Below are 18338 nucleotides of genomic sequence, written 5' to 3' on the forward strand. Positions count from 1 at the left end.
CTGCTTGGCCGGGCCGGTGGCCGACCCCTCTCGGGCCGAACGGCAAGCTGGTAGCCACCCTAGCCCCGGGCCCTTTGCCAGGCCTGCGCCCCCGGATGCGATAGGTTCAGCCGGGCTATCGACCGCACGATCGGAATCAGCCCGCACACTTCGGTATTCGGCCAGACCGACGTTGCCGACCGGGCTGCGCAAAAGACGTCCATGCCGTTGATACGGACTGCGCCGCAGCTTGTTTGGAAGGGCGTACGGGCCTGGGCCACGGCCCCGCTAGAGAAATCCACAACTTGTTGACGTCGTATCCGCCCGCGGTAGCTGTTCCTCCGGGTACTTTTTGCTGGCACCGGTTGGTGCCACGGGCGTCACCGGCGCCCCTGGAACGAGCTGCGTCGAAGGAGCCGCAATGGGGTTCATCCAGCCGAATCTGCCCGTCGTCGACGTGGCCGAATGGAGCAAGTTGAACCGCGCCGAACGGATCGTGCCGATGGTGCGCCACATCGCCGAGAACGGGTTCGGCACCCCGCTGGTGATGCATGTGATGTATGGCGTGAAGATCGCGCTGTACGTACTCGGCGGCTGGGTGTTCGGCTGGTGTACCACGGGCATCGGCAGCTTCACCGGCGTCGCGAGGTGGTGGTCGGAACCGATCGTGTTCGAGAAGGCCGTGCTGTACACGATGCTGTTCGAGGTCGTCGGCCTCGGTTGCTGCTTCGGACCGCTGGCCGGGCGTTACTTCCCCCCGATGGGCTCCATCCTGTACTGGCTGCGGCCCGGAACCATCCGGCTGCCGCCGTGGCCCGATCGGGTGCCGCTGACCAAGGGCAGCGTCCGCAGCCCGATCGATGCGGCGCTCTACGCCGCGCTGCTGGTGTTGCTCGCGATCGCGCTGGTGTCCGACGGCAGCGGGCCGATTCCCGCCCTCCACACCGAGATCGGTGTGCTGGCGCCCTGGCACACCGTCGCGATCCTGTCGGTTCTGGCGCTCGTCGGCCTGCGTGACAAAGTCATTTTCCTGGCTGCCCGCGGCGAGGTCTACGCGCCGCTGGCGCTGGTCTTTCTGTTCTCCGGAGCCGACTGCATCATCGGGGCCAAGGTGGTCTTCATGGTGATCTGGATCGGCGCCGCCACCTCAAAGCTGAACAGGCACTTCCCGTTCGTGATCTCCACGATGCTCGCGAACAACCCTTTCATCCCGTCGGGGGCGCTCAAAAGGTCCATGTTCAAGCGCTACCCGGATGACCTGCGGCCGAGCGCGCTGGCGGGTTTCATCGCACACTTCTCCACCGCCGTGGAAGGCCTGGTGCCGCTGGCGCTGCTGTTCTCCCACGGCGGCTGGCCGACGGCCATCGCCGCGTTCGTGATGGTCGTCTTCCACCTCAACATCCTGCTGGCCTTCCCGATGGGAGTCCCGCTGGAGTGGAACGTGTTCATGATCTTCGGGGTGCTGTCGTTGTTCGTCGCTCACGCGCCTCTCGGATTGTCCGATGTGGCCAATCCGTTGCCGGTGGCGATCCTGTTCGCCGTCATGGCCGGGGTCGTGGCCGTCGGGAATCTCTACCCGCGCAAGGTGTCCTTCCTGCCGGGCATGCGGTACTACGCGGGCAACTGGGACACCACGGTGTGGTGCGTCAAGCCGTCGGTCGACGAGAAGTTCCGCGCCGGCTCCCGCGCGCTGGGGCCGATGCAACACCTGCAGCTCGAGCGGCTCTACGGCTCCAGAGAGCAAACCTTGGTGCCGCTTCACCTCGCGATGGCGTTTCGGGGGATGAACACCCATGGCCGCGCGTTGTTCACGCTGGTGCACCGCGCGCTGGCCGGCTACGACGAGGACGACTACAACCTGTGCGAGGGCGAGGTGCTGTGCTCGATGGTGCTCGGCTGGAACTTCGGCGACGGACACATGCACAACGAATGCCTGATCGAGGCGCTGCAGCAGCGCTGCGAGTTCCAGCCCGGTGACGTGCGCGTGGTGATCCTGGACGCCCAGCCGATCCACATCCAGCGGCAGGAGTACCGGCTGGTCGACGCGGCGACCGGCGAATTCGAGCGCGGCTACGTCGACGTCGACGACATGGTCACATCGCAGCCGTGGGCCGACGACATCCCAGTGCACGTCCAGAGCGGCACGGGCGCCGGCATGACCTGAGCCCTCAGCGGTTCCTCACCCGGTGTACCACCACCACGACGACAAGCACACCAACGCCGGCCAGCGACACCGTCACAGCGGGCTTCTTGACGAACTCGATCGCCTTCGCTTTCAGGTCGTCGGCGAGGCGCCGCGGGTTGGCCCGCACGGCGAGCGAGTCGACGGTGGCCGCCAACTGGTCGCGGGCGACGTCGATGTCCCGCTTGATCGCCTCGGGGTCCCGGTCCGCCACGTGTCTGTCCTCCCAGTCGGCCTGATGCACCTGACGCACTACCCTAGATCAGCTGGTGACAACCCCAGCGCTCCGGTGAACAGAAAGGGGCCCGAAATTGGCCGAGACCACGCGGCTTGCGCCGGGCGACCAAGCCCCCGCCTTCAGCCTGCCCGACGCCGACGGCAAGAAGGTGTCGCTGGCCGACTACAAGGGGCGTCGCGTCATCGTCTACTTCTACCCGGCGGCCTCGACCCCAGGCTGCACCAAACAGGCCTGCGACTTCCGCGACAACCTGCACGAACTCGGCGACGCCGGCCTCGACGTCATCGGCGTCTCCCCCGACAAACCGGAGAAATTGGCCAAGTTCCGGGACGCCGAGAAGCTGACGTTCCCGCTGCTGTCGGACCCCGAGCGCACGGTGCTGACGGCCTGGGGCGCCTACGGCGAGAAGCAGATGTACGGCAAGACCGTGCAGGGCGTGATCCGCTCGACCTTCGTGGTCGACGAGAAGGGCAAGATCGCCCTGGCGCAGTACAACGTCAAGGCTGCACATACGGCAACAAAGATCAAGCAGATCATCGCCCAGCTAGCAACATCTGCCGAGTGAATCCACCGGCTACGGCTGGGAGCGTTTCCACCACTGCCGTGGCGACACGCAAGCGTTACTCTGACCATTCGACATTGAAGTCAGCCAACTGACCCTCCGGAGGACGTTGGTGCTCCCGCCGATGACGAAGAGGGATGACTCATGAGCATGGCGTACCTGGCGCAACCGGAGCAGCAGCAACAGCTGGAATGGCTCGACGGCGGCACACTGGCAATCCTGCTCGACGGCAAGGCCACAGATGGCCAGTTGATGATCGGGCGCTTCGATGTGAGCGAAGGCGAAGCCCCGCCGTACCACAAACACACGCGGGAAGACGAAGTGTTCATGTTGATCAAAGGTACCGCGCTAGTCTGGGTAGACGACCAGGAGACGGAGTTGGCGGAAGGCGGGATTGTGTTCTTGCCCAAGAACATTCCACACGCCTATCGCATCACGTCAAAGACGGCAGATCTACTGATGATCAACACACCGGCAGGAATTGAAGGAATGTTCCGCTACTCCGGTCGCGACAAGGCGATGCCACGTCCGGAGGGCTTTGAAATTTCGCCCTCGCGTTTGGTTGAGGGAGCGGATAAGTTCGGACAGGTCATTCTTGGCCCCCCGCGCTGACCGTACACTTATGGCGGTCGCCGTCGCTCAATACAACGTGAAGGCCACCGGCCACGTCGCCAAGCTGCGGCGCAACCTCTCGGTCTGACCGCCTCAGACGGCCAGATTCGCCAGCAGCAGCGCCTCGGCGATCGCCGCGCGTTCCAGCACACCCAGGTGCAGGCTCTCGTTGATGCTGTGCGCCTGCGTGCCGGGGTCCTCGACGCCGGTGACCAGGATCTTCGCGCGCGGGAACGCATTGGCGAACTCGGCGATGAACGGGATGGAACCGCCCATGCCCATGTCGATCGGGTCGGTGCCCCACGCCTGCCGGAAGGCCGCCCGGGCGGCGTCGTACACCGGGCCGCTGGCATCGATGGCGTAGGGCTCGCCGATGTCGCCCCGGGTGACGGTGACGTGAGCGCCCCACGGCGCATGCTGGTGCAGATGAGCGGTCAACGCGTCCAGGTGTGCCGCCGCATCACCGCCGGGCGCGACCCGCATGCTGATCTTGGCGCGGGCCCGCGGGATCAGCGTGTTCGACGCCTTGTCGATCGCCGTGGTGTCGATGCCGATCACGGTGATCGCGGGCTTGGCCCACAGTCGCTGCGGTGCCGAACCCGAACCGATCTCGGACACCCCGTCCAGCAGCCCCGAGTCGGCGCGCACCCGCTCGGGCGGGTAATCCACAGCGGCGGCGGCACTTTCGTGCAACCCGGCCACGGCCACGTTCCCCTCGTCGTCGTGCAGGCTCGCCAGCAGCCGCACCAGCACGCTCAGAGCATCCGGTACCACGCCGCCCCAGATGCCGGAGTGCAGCCCGTGGTCCAGCGTGGCGACCTCCACCACGCAGTCCACCAGGCCCCGCAGCGAAACGGTCAGCGCCGGAACGTCGGTGCTCCAGTTGTCGGAGTCGGCGATGACGATCACGTCGGCCGCCAGGGCGTCGCGGTGGGCTGCCAACAACCGGCCCAGCGACGGCGAGCCCGATTCCTCCTCGCCCTCGACGAAGACCGTCACGCCAACCGGCGGCTTGCCGCCGTGCGCCCTGAACGCCGCCAAATGCGTTGCAATACCGGCCTTGTCGTCGGCGCTGCCGCGCCCGTAGAGCCGCCCGCCGCGTTCGGTGGGCTCGAAGGGCGGCGAGGTCCACTGGTCGGCGTCGCCTTCTGGCTGCACGTCGTGGTGAGCATAGAGCAGCACGGTCGGCGCGCCCGGGGGCGCGGGATGGCGCGCGATGACCGCCGGCGCACCGCCCTCGCTAACGATCTGCACGTCACCGAAACCAACCTGCGACAACAGGTCTGACACGGCTTGGGCGCTGCGGTGCACCTGGTCGCGCCGGTCCGGGTCGGCCCACACCGATTGGATGCGCACCAGGTCCTCGAGGTCGCGGCGCACCGACGGCAACACGTCGCGGACGCGCTGAACGAGATCGCTCATGGCCTCGAGGCTAGTCGGCCAATTTTTTGGCGCGAGCAGACGCAAAGTCGCATGAACGCCCGCGCCGAGATGCGATTTTGTGTCTGCTCGCGCTCAAGGCGTCTCCAGGATCGCCACCGCGGCGGCGGTATCCCCCTCATGCGTCAGCGACACATGAATCGTCACGTCGGCCAGGTGTTTGGCGATCTCGCCGCTCAGCCGCACCCGGGGCCGCCCCCACATGTCGGTGACCACCTCGATGTCGCGGTGAATGTCTTCGGGCAGCACCGGACGTTGCGCGAACCGGGACCCCGACCAGGCCTTGATCACCGCCTCCTTCGCCGCCCACCGGGCGGCCAGGTGGCGCGCAGCCGAGGAGCTCTTGTCCGAGGCGTCGCGGCGCTCACCCGGTGTGAACGTCTCGGAGAAGACGGTTCCCGGCTGGTCGACCTGCTCGGCGAAATCAGGGATGGAGACGACGTCGATCCCCACACCGACAATTCCCATGGGTGGCCAGGCTAACGGACGGTCTCGCCCGGCGACGATGCGGTCCGCGCGGCGGAGCGAGGTGGAGCCGGGCGATGAACCGACGTCATCCGGCCGGGACCTCGTAGGCCTCGCCCTCGCCCAGCCGCGACGCCGGGTTCAGCAGCATCGCCGCCTCTTGGCGCTTCTCCGGCACGTCGTGGTCGAAGCGGCGATCCGGTGGCCGCTCGTACATCGGTGCGCCGCCGGCGATGGCCGACACCAACCGGCGCTGACCGGCCAGCAGCCGCGCCTCCGCGCGCCGTTGGTAGTCCGCGCGCTGCTCGGGGTCCAGCGCGGCAATGAACGCCTGCGGGTGCACCAGCGCCACCAGACCGGACACGTGGCCGAAACCGAGGCTGGTCAGCATGCCGGCCTTCAGCGGGAACTTCTCCCCCAGCCGCAGCGTCTCGCGCACCCACACGAAGTGCGCCGAGGAGGCCAGTTCGTCGTCGACGCAGTCGAGGCTGCGGTTGGGCGGGATGACGCCGTCGCGCAGCATCTGGCACAGGCCCATCATCTGGAAGACCGCCGCGCCGCCCTTGGCGTGCCCGGTCAGGCTCTTCTGCGACACCACGAACAGCGGGGCGCCCTCGGAGCGGCCCAAAGAGTCCGCCAGCCGCTCGTGCAGCTCGGTCTCGTTGGGATCGTTCGCCAGCGTGGAGGTGTCGTGCTTGGAGATGACCGCGATGTCGTCGGCGCCGACGCCCAGCCTGGCCAGCGAACGCGCCAACGCCGAATCCTTGCCGCCGCGGCCGGCGCCCAGCGCGCCCAGCCCGGGGGCGGGGATCGAGGAGTGCACGCCGTCGGCGAACGACTGCGCGTAGGCGACCACGGCCAGCACCGGCAGACCCATCTTGAGCGCCAGGTCGCCGCGCGCGAGCAGGATGGTGCCGCCGCCCTGTGCCTCGACGAACCCGAGTCGGCGCCGGTCGTTGGGCCGGGAGAACTTCGAGTCGTGGATGCCGCGGCCCCGCATCATGGACGTGTCGGCCGTGGCCGCCATGTCACCGAAGCCGATGATGGCTTCCAGCGTCAGGTCGTCGAACCCACCGGCCACCACGAGTTCGGCCTTGCCGAGCCGGATCTTGTCGACGCCCTCTTCGACCGACACCGCCGCGGTCGCGCACGCGCCGACCGGGTGGATCATCGCTCCGTAGCTGCCCACGTAGCTCTGAATGACGTGGGCGGCAACGACGTTCGGCAGCACTTCCTGCAGGATGTCGTTCGGCTTGCTGCGCCCGAGCAGGTTGCCGTGATACATCGTCTGCATCGACGTCATCCCGCCCATGCCGGTGCCCTGCGTGCTGGCCACCAGGCCCGGGTGCACCCACCGCATCAACTCGGTGGGGGTGAATCCCGAAGACAGGAACGCGTCGACGGTCGCGACGATGTTCCACAACGCCACCCGGTCGGTGGAGCTGGCCATGTCCTGGCTGATGCCGTACACGGTCGGATCGAATCCGGTGGGGATCTGCGCGCCGACGACCCGCGACAGCTTGGTCTTGCGCGGCACCCGGATCTCGGTGCCCGCCTTGCGCGTGACCTGCCAGTCGCCCGAATCGGGGACCGGGCGGATCACCGTGTGCTCGGGGTCGAATTCGACGAACCCGCGGGCGTCGGCCTCCGACGAGACGACGAAGGTGAAGTCCTTGTCCAGGAACACCGACACCAGCAGCGGCGACGCGTGATCGGGGTCGATGGCGCCGTCGTCGACGAACTCGCGAATGCCGACCCGCTCCACCACGGTGTCGTGGTAGCGCTCGACCAGCTCGGTCTCGTCGACGAGATCGCCGGATTTCGTGTCGTACCAACCCGGTTGGGGGTCGTCCTCCCACCGGATGAGTCCCGTGGTCCAGGCCAGCTCGAGCACACCCGCCGCCGACAGCTCGTTGTCGACCTCCATCTCGAAGCGGGTGCGCGACGAGCCGTACGGGCCGATCTCGGCGCCGCCGACGATCACCACCAGGTCGGCCGGGTCGACGTCCAAGTCGTCCCACTGCGGCGGCGGCGCCGGGGTGACGGGGCGCGGCGGCGCCGGCAGCGCGGCGATGGTGCCCTCGGCCGCGGCGTCTTCCATGGCATGCTCGCCCGAAGCGGCTTGCTCGCGCGCCTTGGCGGCCAGTTCCGCCATGTCGAGGTTGGCTTCGGCGAGGCCGCCGGTCAGGTCCGCCTTGATCGGGGTCAGAGCCGCCGCGACCTTGGACTCCACGTCGCAGAGGCCCAGCAGCATGGCCGCCATCTCGTCGGTGGAGTAGGTGGTGACACCGGCCTCCTCGACGGCGTCGACGATGGCGTCGTTGTGGCCCATCAGCCCGGTGCCGCGGGTCCAGCCGATCAGCGCGTGCGCAAGGCTGACCCGGGCGGCCCAAGAGGATTCGGCGTGCCAACGGCTCACCAACGCGTCCAGCGCCGACTTGGCCTCGCCGTACGCGCCGTCGCCACCGAACATTCCGCGGTTGGGTGAGCCGGGCAACACCACGTGCAACCGAGAGGCGATGTCGCGTTCGGCGCCGATCTTGGACAGCCCGCCGATCAACCGCTGCACCGCCCAGAGCAGAACCTTCATCTCCATCTCGGAACGTGAACCGGCCTCCGACAGGTCGCCGGCGACGCGGGGAGCCGCGAACGGGAACAGCAGCGTGGGGGTCTGCGCGTCCTTGATGTGAATGGATTGAGGCCCAAGGCTTTCGGTCTGCTCGGTACCGATCCATTCGCTCAATGCGTCGATGTCGGAGTAGGACGCCATGTTGGCGGCGACCACCCATAGCACCGCGCCGTACCGGGCGTGGTCGCGATACAGCCCGCGGTAGAACGCCAGCCGCTCGTCGTCGAGCTTCGACGTCGTGGCGATGACGGTGGCCCCGCCGTCGAGCATGCGTGCGACCACCGACGCCGCGATCGAACCCTTCGAAGCGCCCGTCACCACGGCGACCTCGTTGGTGTAGTTGCCGGGCTCGGGATTCTCGGCGCCGGCGGCGATGCGGCCGTAGAGCGACGCGTGAATCTGGCGACCCGCGGCCAGCGCCTTGCCCTGCCACCAGGTCGCCTGCGTGGCGACGACATGGCCTGCGCCCTCGAACCTTTCGGACAGGCTCGTCCACTGGGCGTCGATGTCACCCTCGTCGGTCAGCCAGAGCCTGACCAAGTCCTCCCGGGCGCTGGCCCAGCGGTCGTCGAACACGACGGCCTTCTTGGCATCGAAGACCGGCGCGACCAGGCGCGGCCAATCCGCGCCGAGTTCGGCGGTGACCAGGTCGATGAGCTCGGCGTCGGTGGCGGCCGGCGCCGAGCCGACCGGGTCGTCGTGGCCCAATTGATTCAGGATCAGGCGGGCCGCCGACGCGAGCACACCGTCGCGGCCGGTGATCTGGTCGGTGAATTCGCTGAGCGCGGCCGCGTCGACGGTCGCGCCGCCACCGCCGCCCGACGACGGCAGCGCGACCGCGATGCCGCGGCGCGCCGCGACGGACGTGACGGCGGCGTCGATGACCTTGTCGACCGAGGCGGCGTCGGCCAGCGCGCCCTCGTGCAGGTGGCCCATCGCGCCGCCGCGCACGCTGGTGCCCTCGCGGGTACCCAGCGCCACCTCGACCGTGACGTGCTTGGCCCAGCCCTCGCCCAGCTCCCACGTCTTCTTGACGCGCTCGGCGATCGCGCCGGGCCGCTTGCCCGAGGGCCCCAGCACCGTGCGCAGCTGGTCGTTGATCGCGTCGGAAAGCACTGGGCCGAAAGGCTTGTAGGTGCGCGCCAGCTTGGTCACCTGCGACCGCAGCCCGGCCAGGTCGGCCTCGGCCGCGCCGTCGATGGCGCCCAGGTTCAACTCCGAACCCAGGTCGACCAGCAGCTGGTTGCGCCGCGACGAGGCGCCATCGGTGATGGACTCGATGGAGTCCAGTTCCTCGATCTGGTCGATGCGCATCTTGGCCGACAGCGCGATCAGGGCCAGGGTGGCGTCGGCGGCGTCGAACCCGATGTCGTCGGGACGGGGGCCGGTCGACGGGGCGGCCGACGGGGCGGGCGCCGGTGCGGCCGGCAGAGCGGTGGCACCCTCCGGTGCGGCTGGCTCGTCCGCGATCTCCTCGGGCTCCGGCTCGGGATCGGTATCGGTGGCGAACAGCACCGCCGCGTCGCGCTCGGCATTGAGCACTTCGACTGTGCTGTGGGCGTATTCGGGCAGCTTCAGGGTGTTGGTGGCCAGCCCGGCGACGGTCGGCGCCGACTTCACGCCGATCTCGACGAACCGCTCCACGCCCAGACCGCCCGCGGCCTGCTCGGTGAACAGCAGGTCCTGCGTTTCGATCCAGCGCACCGGGCTGGCGAACTGCCACGCCAGCAGCTCGATCAAGACGATGCGCGCCATCTCGTTGCGGCGCTCGGTGAGCCAGGTGTCGTAGTCGGCGAGGATCGCGTCGAGCGGTTCGGCCGGCACCAGGTCACGGATCTCCTGGATGAAGTCGCGGTCCAGGGTGAACGGGCGGGGCACCAGGTTGGGGATGTAGCGCCCGATGATGACGTCGGGATCTTTGTCGCGCGGCATGACGCGCTCCAGCGAGCGGCGGAATTCCGCCACCCCCACGCGCAGCACCCTCGAGTGGAACGGCACGTCGATGCCCGGCACCAGGATGAAGGAGCGCTTGCCGCCGGTGATCTCGCGGCGGCGCTCCACCTCGGCCTCCAGCTCTTCCAGGCCGCGGACCGTGCCGGCGATCGCGTACTGCGAACCGCGCAGGTTGAAGTTCACGATCTCCAGGAATTCCCCTGTGCGCTCGGCGATTTCGGCCACAAATCCGGGTACCTCGTCGTCCGGCAGGTCGATCTGCGACGGCCTGATGGCCGCCAGCCGGTAGTTGGAGCGGCCCAGCTCGTCGCGCGGCACGATGTCGTGCATCTTGGAGCCGCGGTGGAACACCGTCTCCAGCAACGCTTCCAGCTCGTAAATCCCGGTGACGCAGGCCAGCGCGGTGTACTCCCCGACGGAGTGGCCGCAGGCGATGGCGCCTTCGACGAACGCGCCCTGCTCACGCATCTCGGCGACCTGCGCCGCCGCGACCGTCGCCATCGCGACCTGGGTGAACTGCGTCAGGTACAGCACACCCTCGGGGTGGTTGTAGTGCACGCCGCTGGCGATGATGCTGGTCGGGTTGTCGCGCACCACGTGCAGCACCGAGAAGCCCAGCGTCTCGCGGGTGAACTTGTCCGCCTTGTCCCAGACCTTGCGGGCGGCCTTGGAGCGGGCGCGGACATCCATGCCCATGCCCTTGTGCTGGATTCCCTGCCCGGGGAACGCGTACACCGTGTGTGGGGCGGCCAGGCGCGCCGTCGCCGACATCACCAGGTCGGACCCGATGCGGGCGGCCACCTCCAAAACCTCTGCGCCCTGGTCGATTCCGACGCGCTCGACGCGGAAGTCGACCTCGTCGCCGGGACGCACCATGCCCAGGAACCGGGCGGTCCAACCGACCAGCCGGGCCGGGGGCCGCGCCTGTCCGTCGGTGGCGGTCACCGCGTGCTGCGCGGCGGCCGACAACCACATGCCGTGCACGATCGGCGAGTCCAGGCCGGCCAGCAGGGCGGCGGCCCGGTCGGTGTGGATCGGGTTGTGGTCGCCGGACACCACGGCGAACGGTCGCATGTCGACCGGTGCGGTCAGCCGGACGTCGCGCCGGCGCCGGCGCGGGGTGTCGGTCGCGTTCTCCGAGACCGCACCGCCTGCGCGCACCGGATCGCCGAGCTCGGCCGTGCCGGTGCGGCCGAGGATCGCGAATCGCTCATCGAGGCTGGCGAGCGTCGCGCCGTCGGCGTCGGCGATCGTCACCGACACCCGGACGACGCGGCCCAAGTCCGTGTCGATCGCCGGCGAAGCCGTTGCCGTGACTGCCAATTCGGCCGGAACCTTCGGCAGCACGCCGACGACGTGGGCGGCGTGGTCGAGGTGCACGAGGCTCAGCAGGCCCTCGACGACCGGGACGCCGGTGTCGGTGACCGCCGAGCCGATCGCCGCGAAAACCGCGGGCCAGCAAAGGCCGACGAGGGCGTCGGGCACAGTGGTGAGCCCCGGCGCCAGCGGCTCGCCGAAGGTGGCCGTGACACCGGTGTGGTCGGCGACCCGCTCGGGATCCCAGTTCACCGTCACGTTGGCGGTCCCGTCGACCACCGCGGGCAGCGATTCCGGCCCGTCGACTCCGGCGGCGATCGCCAGCACCGCGCGCATCGCGGTGGCGGCGTCTTCGGTGGACACCACCGGCGTACCACCGTCAATGGTGTTGGGGGGCAGGGTGAACGGGATGTCGATCCAGGTTGCCGACACCGGAACGCTCAACACCACCCGGTCGCCGTCGACTTCAAGCCGCGCCCCGGTGAACGAGTGCGTGGCGCGGCGGCTTTGGGGCCCTTCAGAGCCGTCGTGCACGAGCCAGTCCGCGGGGTCGGCGATCCGGTGGACCGGGTTTTTCGCGGTGCGGCCGGCCCACTGCACGTCGGGGGCGTCGAGCACGACAGCCAGGGGTCCGGTCACGTCGGGGCGGCCGAGCCGGCGCGCCGCCACCTCCCGCGGCTGCCCGTTGGACGACAGCACCTCGTCGACGGCGGCCTGCTCGAACCGGTCCAGCAGTTCACCGACGGGTTCGTCCATCCGGGTGATGCCGGCGACGGCCGCGGTGCCCGGGATGATGCACACCTGGTCGGCGTCGTACCGGGCATCGTGCGCCTGCCACAGCGAGTCGCTGCGCCACCAGCGGCGCACGTCCTTGTCGATGACCGGGACGAAGTTGACCGGCTTGCCCAGCGTCTTGCACAGCGTGACGAAGAACGGGACGTCGGCCGGGTGCAGCTGCACGGTCTCGGCGTCCGGGTACCGCGCGAGCAGCGCCGCGATGGCCCGCTCGGGGTCCTCCAGCGGGCCGGGGTCGTCGAACAATGTCTCGATCGGACCGAAATCCTGTGGGTGCAAACGCGCTTCGGCGCGCTGCAGCATCTGCTGGAACCGATCGCGCCAGGTGTCGGCCAGCCACGGGCTGCCCGGTGCGGCGGTGTCGGCGGTCGAGTTGCCGTCGCCGATGGCGAGTTCGACGTAGCGCCGCAGCCACTGCAGGTAGGTCATGTCGGCGACATCGCCGAAGTACGGCTTGGCGGTGTTGGCCATCGCGGCGATGATCTCGTCGCGACGCTCGGCGACGGCTTCCTCGTCGCCGGCGACCTCGTCGAGGAGCCGCCCGCAGCGCGACGCGCTGTTGTCGATCTCGTGGATGTCGGCGCCGAGCTGGCTGCGGCTGGACGCCATGCCGTTCACGGCTTTCCCGGCGCCGACCCACTGGTCGGTGCCTTGCGTCTCGACCAGCATCCGCTTGACCGACGGCGAGGTGGTGGCCTCCTTGGTGGCCATCGCCGCGGTGCCGACCAGGATGCCGTCGATCGGCATCAGCGGGAAGCCGTACGCCTGCGCCCAGCGCCCGGACAGGTACTCGGCGGCCCGCTCGGGCGTGCCGATGCCACCGCCCACGCAGACGGTGATGTTGGGGCGGGAGCGCAACTCCGAATACGTTGCCAGCAGCAGGTCGTCGAGGTCTTCCCACGAGTGGTGGCCGCCGGCGCGCCCACCCTCGATGTGCATGATGACCGGCTTGGTGGGCACCTCGGTCGCGATGCGGATGACCGAACGGATCTGCTCGACCGTGCCGGGCTTGAACACGACGTGGCTGATGCCGACGTCGCCCAGCTCCTCGATCAGCTCGACGGCGTCCTCCAGGTCGGGGATGCCGGCGCTGATCACCAGGCCGTCGATCGCCGCGCCGGACTGGCGCGCCTTCTGCACCAGCCGCTTCCCGCCGACCTGCAGCTTCCACAGATAGGGGTCGAGGAACAGCGCGTTGAACTGATAGGTGCGGCCGGGTTCGAGCAGCGTGGCGAGCTCCTCGATGCGGCCGGCGAAGATCTCCTCGGTGACCTGCCCGCCGCCGGCCAGCTCGGCCCAGTGTCCCGCGTTGGCCGCGGCGGCGACGATCTTGGCGTCGACGGTGGTCGGGGTCATGCCCGCGAGCAGGATCGGCGAGCGGCCGGTCAACCGGGTGAACTTCGTCGACAGCTTGACCCTGCCGTCGGGCAGGCGCACGACGGTCGGCGCGTAGGTCGACCACGCGCGCGCCACCTCGGGGACGGCGCCGACGGTGAAGAGGTTGCGCTGCCCCCCGCGGGTCGCGGCGGGCACGATGCCGATGCCCAGGCCGCGGATCACCGGGGCGGTCAGCCGGGTCAGGATGTCGCCGGGACCCAGGTCGAGGATCCAGCGCGCACCGGACGCGTGCACACTGCTGATCTCTTCGACCCAGTCGACACGTCGCACCAGGATGGCTTCGGTCAGCTCGCGGGCCAGCGCGACGTCGAGGCCGACCTTCTCGGCCCAGCCGCCGACGATGTCGATGCCGTCGGCCAGCCGCGGCGTGTGGAAACCGACCTCCACCTGCACCGGATCGAAGACCGGCGCGAAGACGTCGCCACCGCGAAGCTTGTTCTTGCGGTCGGCCTCTTCCTTCTCCGAGATCTGCCGGCAGTAGAGCTCGAACCGGGATAGCTGTTCGGGCGTTCCGGTGATGACGACCGAACGCCGGCCGTTGCGGATCGACAGCACCGGCGGCAGCACGGTCCGGACATCCTGCGCGAACTCGTCGAGCAGCCGGCTGATGCGCTCGGGGTCGGCGTTGGTCACCGACACCATCGGCGGCCGGTCGCCGAGCACGGAGATCCCGCGCCGGCGTGCCACCAGCGTCCCGGCCGCGCCGATCAGCTGCGCCATCGCCAGCAGTTCGGCGTCGCGGGCGCCCGCGGCCTTGAGCGCCTCGACGGCCAGCACCCCCTGCGAATGACCGGCGACGGCCACGGGCGGCGTGGCGCCCAGGTCCATGCCTTGGCGCGCCAGCGCCCGCACGGCCGCGATCTGGGTGAGCAGGACGCCGGGGATGGACACCGCGGCCGAGGTCAGGTGCTTGTCCGAGGGGACCGGATCCTCGGCCGCCAGCGCGCGCACCCACGCGAGCGGCTCGAAACCGATCGGACGGACCACCACCAGCTCCCTGGCCACCGGTTCGAGCAACAGCTCGACCTCACCGGCCAGCGTCGCCAGGTCGGATTCGATGCCGGCCGACGAGACCAGTTCCTCGAGGGTTTCCAGCCAGGCACTGCCCTGCCCGCCGAACGCAACGGCGTACGGCTCGCCGGCAGTCAGACGGTCGACCAGAGCGTGGGTTTCCCCGGCTGCCGCGTGGGGACTCTTTCCATCGCGATCGGCGGACAATTCCCCTCGCTTCGCTGGGGGATTCCAGTCGTGCCTCTCGTGGATCGTCACTCTCTATGTCTCCCTGTATGCGTCTTTACGTATCGGTTCGTTCGGCCGGTCACCACCGGCGGGCGGGTTCGGCGATTCCGCGTCGAATCAAAGCCGGGAAACTGCTCGCCGGTGTGTTCTCGGCGGGCCGGGGGTTGAGCGGCGCGGCGGACTGCATCGGCTGTACTAAGAGTGTCATAAGGATCAACCCCCGTTTTGCGTGGTGATCGGTTACTGATGAGTTCTACGCATGGGTAACCGTGTCGTGGGTAACACCGCGTTTCATCGGCGGCGCGGGCACGGCGAACAAACCTGCTGCATGCAGGTGGTTACGGTCGAGTAGCTATAACTGCGCAGATCAAAGCAGTTTTGTTATGTAATCGTTATGTAAAAATTTCGAGCCGTGGGGTCGCGCCGAGCGCGTTCTGCGCGCCTCCGCCACGCGGGGTTCGCGCCCGCCTCACCAAGAAATCAGCGAACGAGTGTTTGCTGGGATCTCTAAGAGTCGCGGGTGTCCGGCCGCCGTTCACCGAGCCGCCGGTCTAGGCCCACTGCCCGAATTGCGGCTTGAGAATTTCGTTGACGTCCACGCCGACCCCGCCGACACTGCGTTTGTCGATCTCGACCTGATGCAGATGGGCCGCCGGGTGGGTGTACCCCTTGGGCGAGCCCCAGTTGTGCTGCCAGAAATAGGAGCCCAAACCGTCGTGCAACGCCCAGTCGATGGTCCTGGAGTTGGCGTACACACCTGTGCGCTGATGGCCGATCACCGACTCCCAGGACCTCAGGTACGGCGCAACCTGCTGCTTGTACTGCTCATACGAGGGATCGTCGTCGATCGAGGCGTAGATCGGGGCGCCGGCGGGTCCGCCCGCCGCGGCGTGCAGCTGCATTCCGCGCTGCGCGTGCTGCAACCCGGCGTTGGCTCCGCCGAGCCAGTCGGAGGTGTTCCCCTTGCCGTACTGGTAGCAGGAAACGATCTTCAGCCCGTTGCTGTTGAGATCACGCGCCTCGGCGATCTGGATCGGCTTGCCCAGCATCCAGTTGCCGCCCGGGCGCCGGTCGGACACATACCTGATCGAGCCCACCGCGCCCGCAGCCCTGATCTGGCTCGCGGGGATCACCCCTGCCGCGTAGTCCAGCAGCGTGCCGAGCGACGCCGACGCCGGCGCCGGGCGCAACGAGGCACCCGCGAAGCCCAGGCCTAGAAAAGCGGGGGTCGCGGCCGCCAATTTGAGCACGTCGCGTCGCGAAACCGATGACACAAGCGACAGGGTACGACAGGAACACCATTTGGCACATTGACCACACTGGTCACATCTGCATCACAGTGCCGCATCGTTCGTTTGGGCGGGCGTCAGCGCGGGCAGCACGATGACGCTCACCGCCTCGAGGCCACGGCGAGCGGTTTGGCGGGCGACCTCGTCCAGGAAATGGGGCGCGGCCGGGTTGATCGATCCCGCCCACGTCCGGAATCCCTGGACGATCACCGGGTCACGTTCCAACGACGGCTGCACGCTCCGCAGCACGCCGACCACATCGTAGGGCAACGGGTCGGCCAGCTGGCGGTCGATCCAGCTGTGCGCGAGTTCGGTTGCCGCCGCGCGATCGTCACCCAACCCGACGACGTCGCCGGCCAGGCTGCGCAACCGATCGAACAGCACCTGCCGGCCTGGGGTCTCGGCAAGCTCCCCCAGCAGCGTGCTGGCGGCCGGCGGCAGCACCATCTGCCCGAACAGGACCGGAACCGGCAGGTCCCACGCGTCGAACAGGTCGGCGTACATGGCGGCGACGGGCTCGGAGAGCGGCGCGCTGAGCCGCCCGATGACACCGATACTGTCGCGGTGCGTGGTAGCCAGCCTCCGCAGGATGTCCTCGTTGACGTCGGCGTCGGCGCCATCGGTGGCAGCGCGCGATCGGTCGATCGCCGCGATCAACTGATCCAGCCGGTCGCGCTGCCGCACCAACAAAGTCCGGTGCTCGTCGAGAACACCGGCCAACGTGGTGCGGCCACCCGCGAGCAGGCGTTGAATGTCGTTGATGCCGAGGCCGAGACTTCTCATCAGGTCAATGCGCAGCAGATCGAGCACCTGCTCCGCGTCGAAGACCCGGTAGCCGTTGGACAGATGCTCGGCCCGCAGCAGGCCGATTTTCTCGTAGTGGCGAATGCGACCGGAGGCGATCCCCGTCAGGGCCGTGACGTCGCCGATCAGCAACTGCTCAGCCACTCCTTGACCTTACAACTGTGACAAGGTCTGTACTGGGCCGATGGAACGCGACCAGCTGATCGACCTCACCCGCCGCGCGTTGAAGCTGGCACGGGACAAGACGACCGATCTCGCCCCGACAGAACACCGGGTCGAGGCGCGGACCTACACGTCGGCCGAGAGCCATGACCGGGACCGGGCCATGGTGATGGCCAGCCCCCAACTGGTCGGCTACGTCTCGGAATTGCCCGCCCCCGGCGCGTACTGCACGAAGTCGGTGATGGGCCGTTCGATCCTGTTGACCCGGACGTCCGACGGGTCGGTCAGGGCATTCAACAACGTCTGCCTGCACCGCCAGTCGCAGGTCGCGACGGGCTGCGGCAGCGCGAAGAGGTTCACCTGCCCGTATCACGCGTGGACGTACGACAACGCCGGCCGGTTGGTCGGCTTGCCCGGCCGCGAGGGTTTTGCCGGCGCGGCGATCGCTAGGGCGGCGAAGCCGGTCGAAGCGGGTCGCCGCCAAACGGACGTGACCGTAGGGGCGGACGGCCTGACCGAACTTCCGGCCACCGAGTTCGCCGGATTCCTCTGGGTCGCATTGGATCCCGGGGCCGATCTGGACGTCGCCGCGCACCTCGGCCCCCTGGCCGACGAGCTCGATTCCTGGGGCATCGGGCGGTGGTCGCCGCTGGGCGAGAAGGTGCTCGACTGCCCGATCAATTGGAAGCTCGCGGTCGACACGTTCTCCGAGAACTACCATTTCGCCACCGTGCACCGGCAGACCTTCGCCACGATCGCCCGCAGCAACTGCACGGTCTTCGACGCGTTCGGACCGCACCACCGGTTGATCTTCCCGCTCAACACCATCCTCGCGCTCGACGACGTCCCGGAAGAGCAGTGGGATCCGTTCCAGAACATGGTCGTCATCTACGCGCTGTTCCCCAACATCGTCCTGTCGGTGACCATCGCCAACGGCGAGCTGTTCCGGATCTACCCCGGCGACCGGCCGGGGAGATCGGTCACGGTGCACCAGAACTCGACACCGCTGGACGTCTCCGACAACGCGGTGGCCGCCGGCGCGCAGGCCGTGTTCGAGTACGCCCACGCCACCGTTCGCGACGAGGACTACCGGCTGGTCGAGGCCCTGCAAGCCAACCTCGAGTCGGGCGTCAGCGACCACCTGCTGTTCGGTCGCAACGAACCCGGACTGCAGCATCGCCACAATGCCTGGGCCCGGGCGCTTGCCGCGGACGCCGCCTCGCCGACACGGTGAATTCGGGGCAAAAGGTCCAGCGGATTTCGGTCTCGGCGAG

Annotated in this window: 9 protein-coding genes and 2 pseudogenes; 5 read left to right on the forward strand and 6 right to left on the reverse strand. The window is 68.6% G+C overall.

Annotation, left to right across the window (positions count from 1 at the left end):
- Nucleotides 1-400 precede the first annotated feature (400 nt).
- Nucleotides 401-2143 (forward strand): DUF3556 domain-containing protein, encoded by a 1743-nt coding sequence (locus tag BST44_RS00965; protein ID WP_083174421.1) that lies wholly within the window; start codon nt 401-403, stop codon nt 2141-2143.
- A gap of 4 nt (nt 2144-2147) precedes the next feature.
- Here BST44_RS00965 and BST44_RS00970 read toward each other — a convergent pair whose 3' ends face one another.
- Entirely contained in the window at nt 2148-2375 is a 228-nt protein-coding gene (locus BST44_RS00970) for a DUF3618 domain-containing protein (RefSeq protein WP_040622880.1), read from the reverse strand.
- Between the two features lie 97 nt (nt 2376-2472).
- Here BST44_RS00970 and bcp point away from each other — a divergent pair, with 97 nt between their 5' ends.
- The 3 genes and pseudogenes from bcp to BST44_RS29345 all read left to right on the forward strand — a co-directional run.
- Nucleotides 2473-2964 (forward strand): thioredoxin-dependent thiol peroxidase, encoded by a 492-nt coding sequence (gene bcp, locus BST44_RS00975; RefSeq protein WP_083174423.1) that lies wholly within the window; start codon nt 2473-2475, stop codon nt 2962-2964.
- A 141-nt stretch (nt 2965-3105) separates the two neighbouring features.
- Entirely contained in the window at nt 3106-3573 is a 468-nt protein-coding gene (locus BST44_RS00980; protein WP_083174424.1) for a cupin domain-containing protein, read from the forward strand.
- A 16-nt stretch (nt 3574-3589) separates the two neighbouring features.
- Nucleotides 3590-3661: pseudogene (locus BST44_RS29345) on the forward strand (peroxiredoxin); the annotation flags it as partial.
- 5 nt (nt 3662-3666) lie between these two features.
- On the opposite strand, the pseudogene BST44_RS00985 reads toward BST44_RS29345, so the two are convergent.
- From BST44_RS00985 to BST44_RS01010, 5 genes and pseudogenes are all read right to left on the reverse strand, one after another.
- Nucleotides 3667-5092 (reverse strand): annotated as a pseudogene (locus tag BST44_RS00985) (dipeptidase).
- The gene (gene acpS, locus BST44_RS00990; protein ID WP_083174427.1) at nt 5089-5481 is read right to left on the reverse strand and encodes a holo-ACP synthase AcpS; all 393 of its coding nucleotides are present in this window, start codon (nt 5479-5481) and stop codon (nt 5089-5091) included. Before acpS ends, BST44_RS00985 begins: the two are co-directional and overlap by 4 nt.
- Before the next feature lie 85 nt (nt 5482-5566).
- Entirely contained in the window at nt 5567-14839 is a 9273-nt protein-coding gene (locus BST44_RS00995; protein WP_083174429.1) for a type I polyketide synthase, read from the reverse strand.
- A gap of 521 nt (nt 14840-15360) precedes the next feature.
- On the reverse strand, nt 15361-16083 hold the full coding sequence (locus tag BST44_RS01005; protein ID WP_083174430.1) for a DUF1906 domain-containing protein: 723 nt from the start codon (nt 16081-16083) through the stop codon (nt 15361-15363).
- Nucleotides 16084-16143: 60 nt separating this feature from the next.
- Nucleotides 16144-17046 (reverse strand): MerR family transcriptional regulator, encoded by a 903-nt coding sequence (locus BST44_RS01010; RefSeq protein WP_083174432.1) that lies wholly within the window; start codon nt 17044-17046, stop codon nt 16144-16146.
- 40 nt (nt 17047-17086) lie between these two features.
- Between BST44_RS01010 and BST44_RS01015 the strand changes: the two genes are divergently transcribed.
- Complete coding sequence (locus BST44_RS01015; RefSeq protein WP_083174433.1) at nt 17087-18298, forward strand: aromatic ring-hydroxylating oxygenase subunit alpha; 1212 nt, start codon at nt 17087-17089, stop codon at nt 18296-18298.
- Nucleotides 18299-18338 lie beyond the last annotated feature (40 nt).

Origin of the sequence: Mycobacterium scrofulaceum, assembly GCF_002086735.1 — a bacterium.
GTDB lineage: Bacteria > Actinomycetota > Actinomycetes > Mycobacteriales > Mycobacteriaceae > Mycobacterium > Mycobacterium scrofulaceum.

Bases quoted from the DNA above. Each gene is read 5' to 3' on its own strand.
- BST44_RS00965 (WP_083174421.1), top strand. From the start codon at position 401: ATGGGGTTCATCCAGCCGAATCTGCCCGTCGTCGACGTGGCCGAATGG.
- BST44_RS01015 (WP_083174433.1), top strand. From the start codon at position 17,087: ATGGAACGCGACCAGCTGATCGACCTCACCCGCCGCGCGTTGAAGCTG.
- BST44_RS00980 (WP_083174424.1), top strand. From the start codon at position 3,106: ATGAGCATGGCGTACCTGGCGCAACCGGAGCAGCAGCAACAGCTGGAA.
- acpS (WP_083174427.1), bottom strand. From the start codon at position 5,481: ATGGGAATTGTCGGTGTGGGGATCGACGTCGTCTCCATCCCTGATTTC.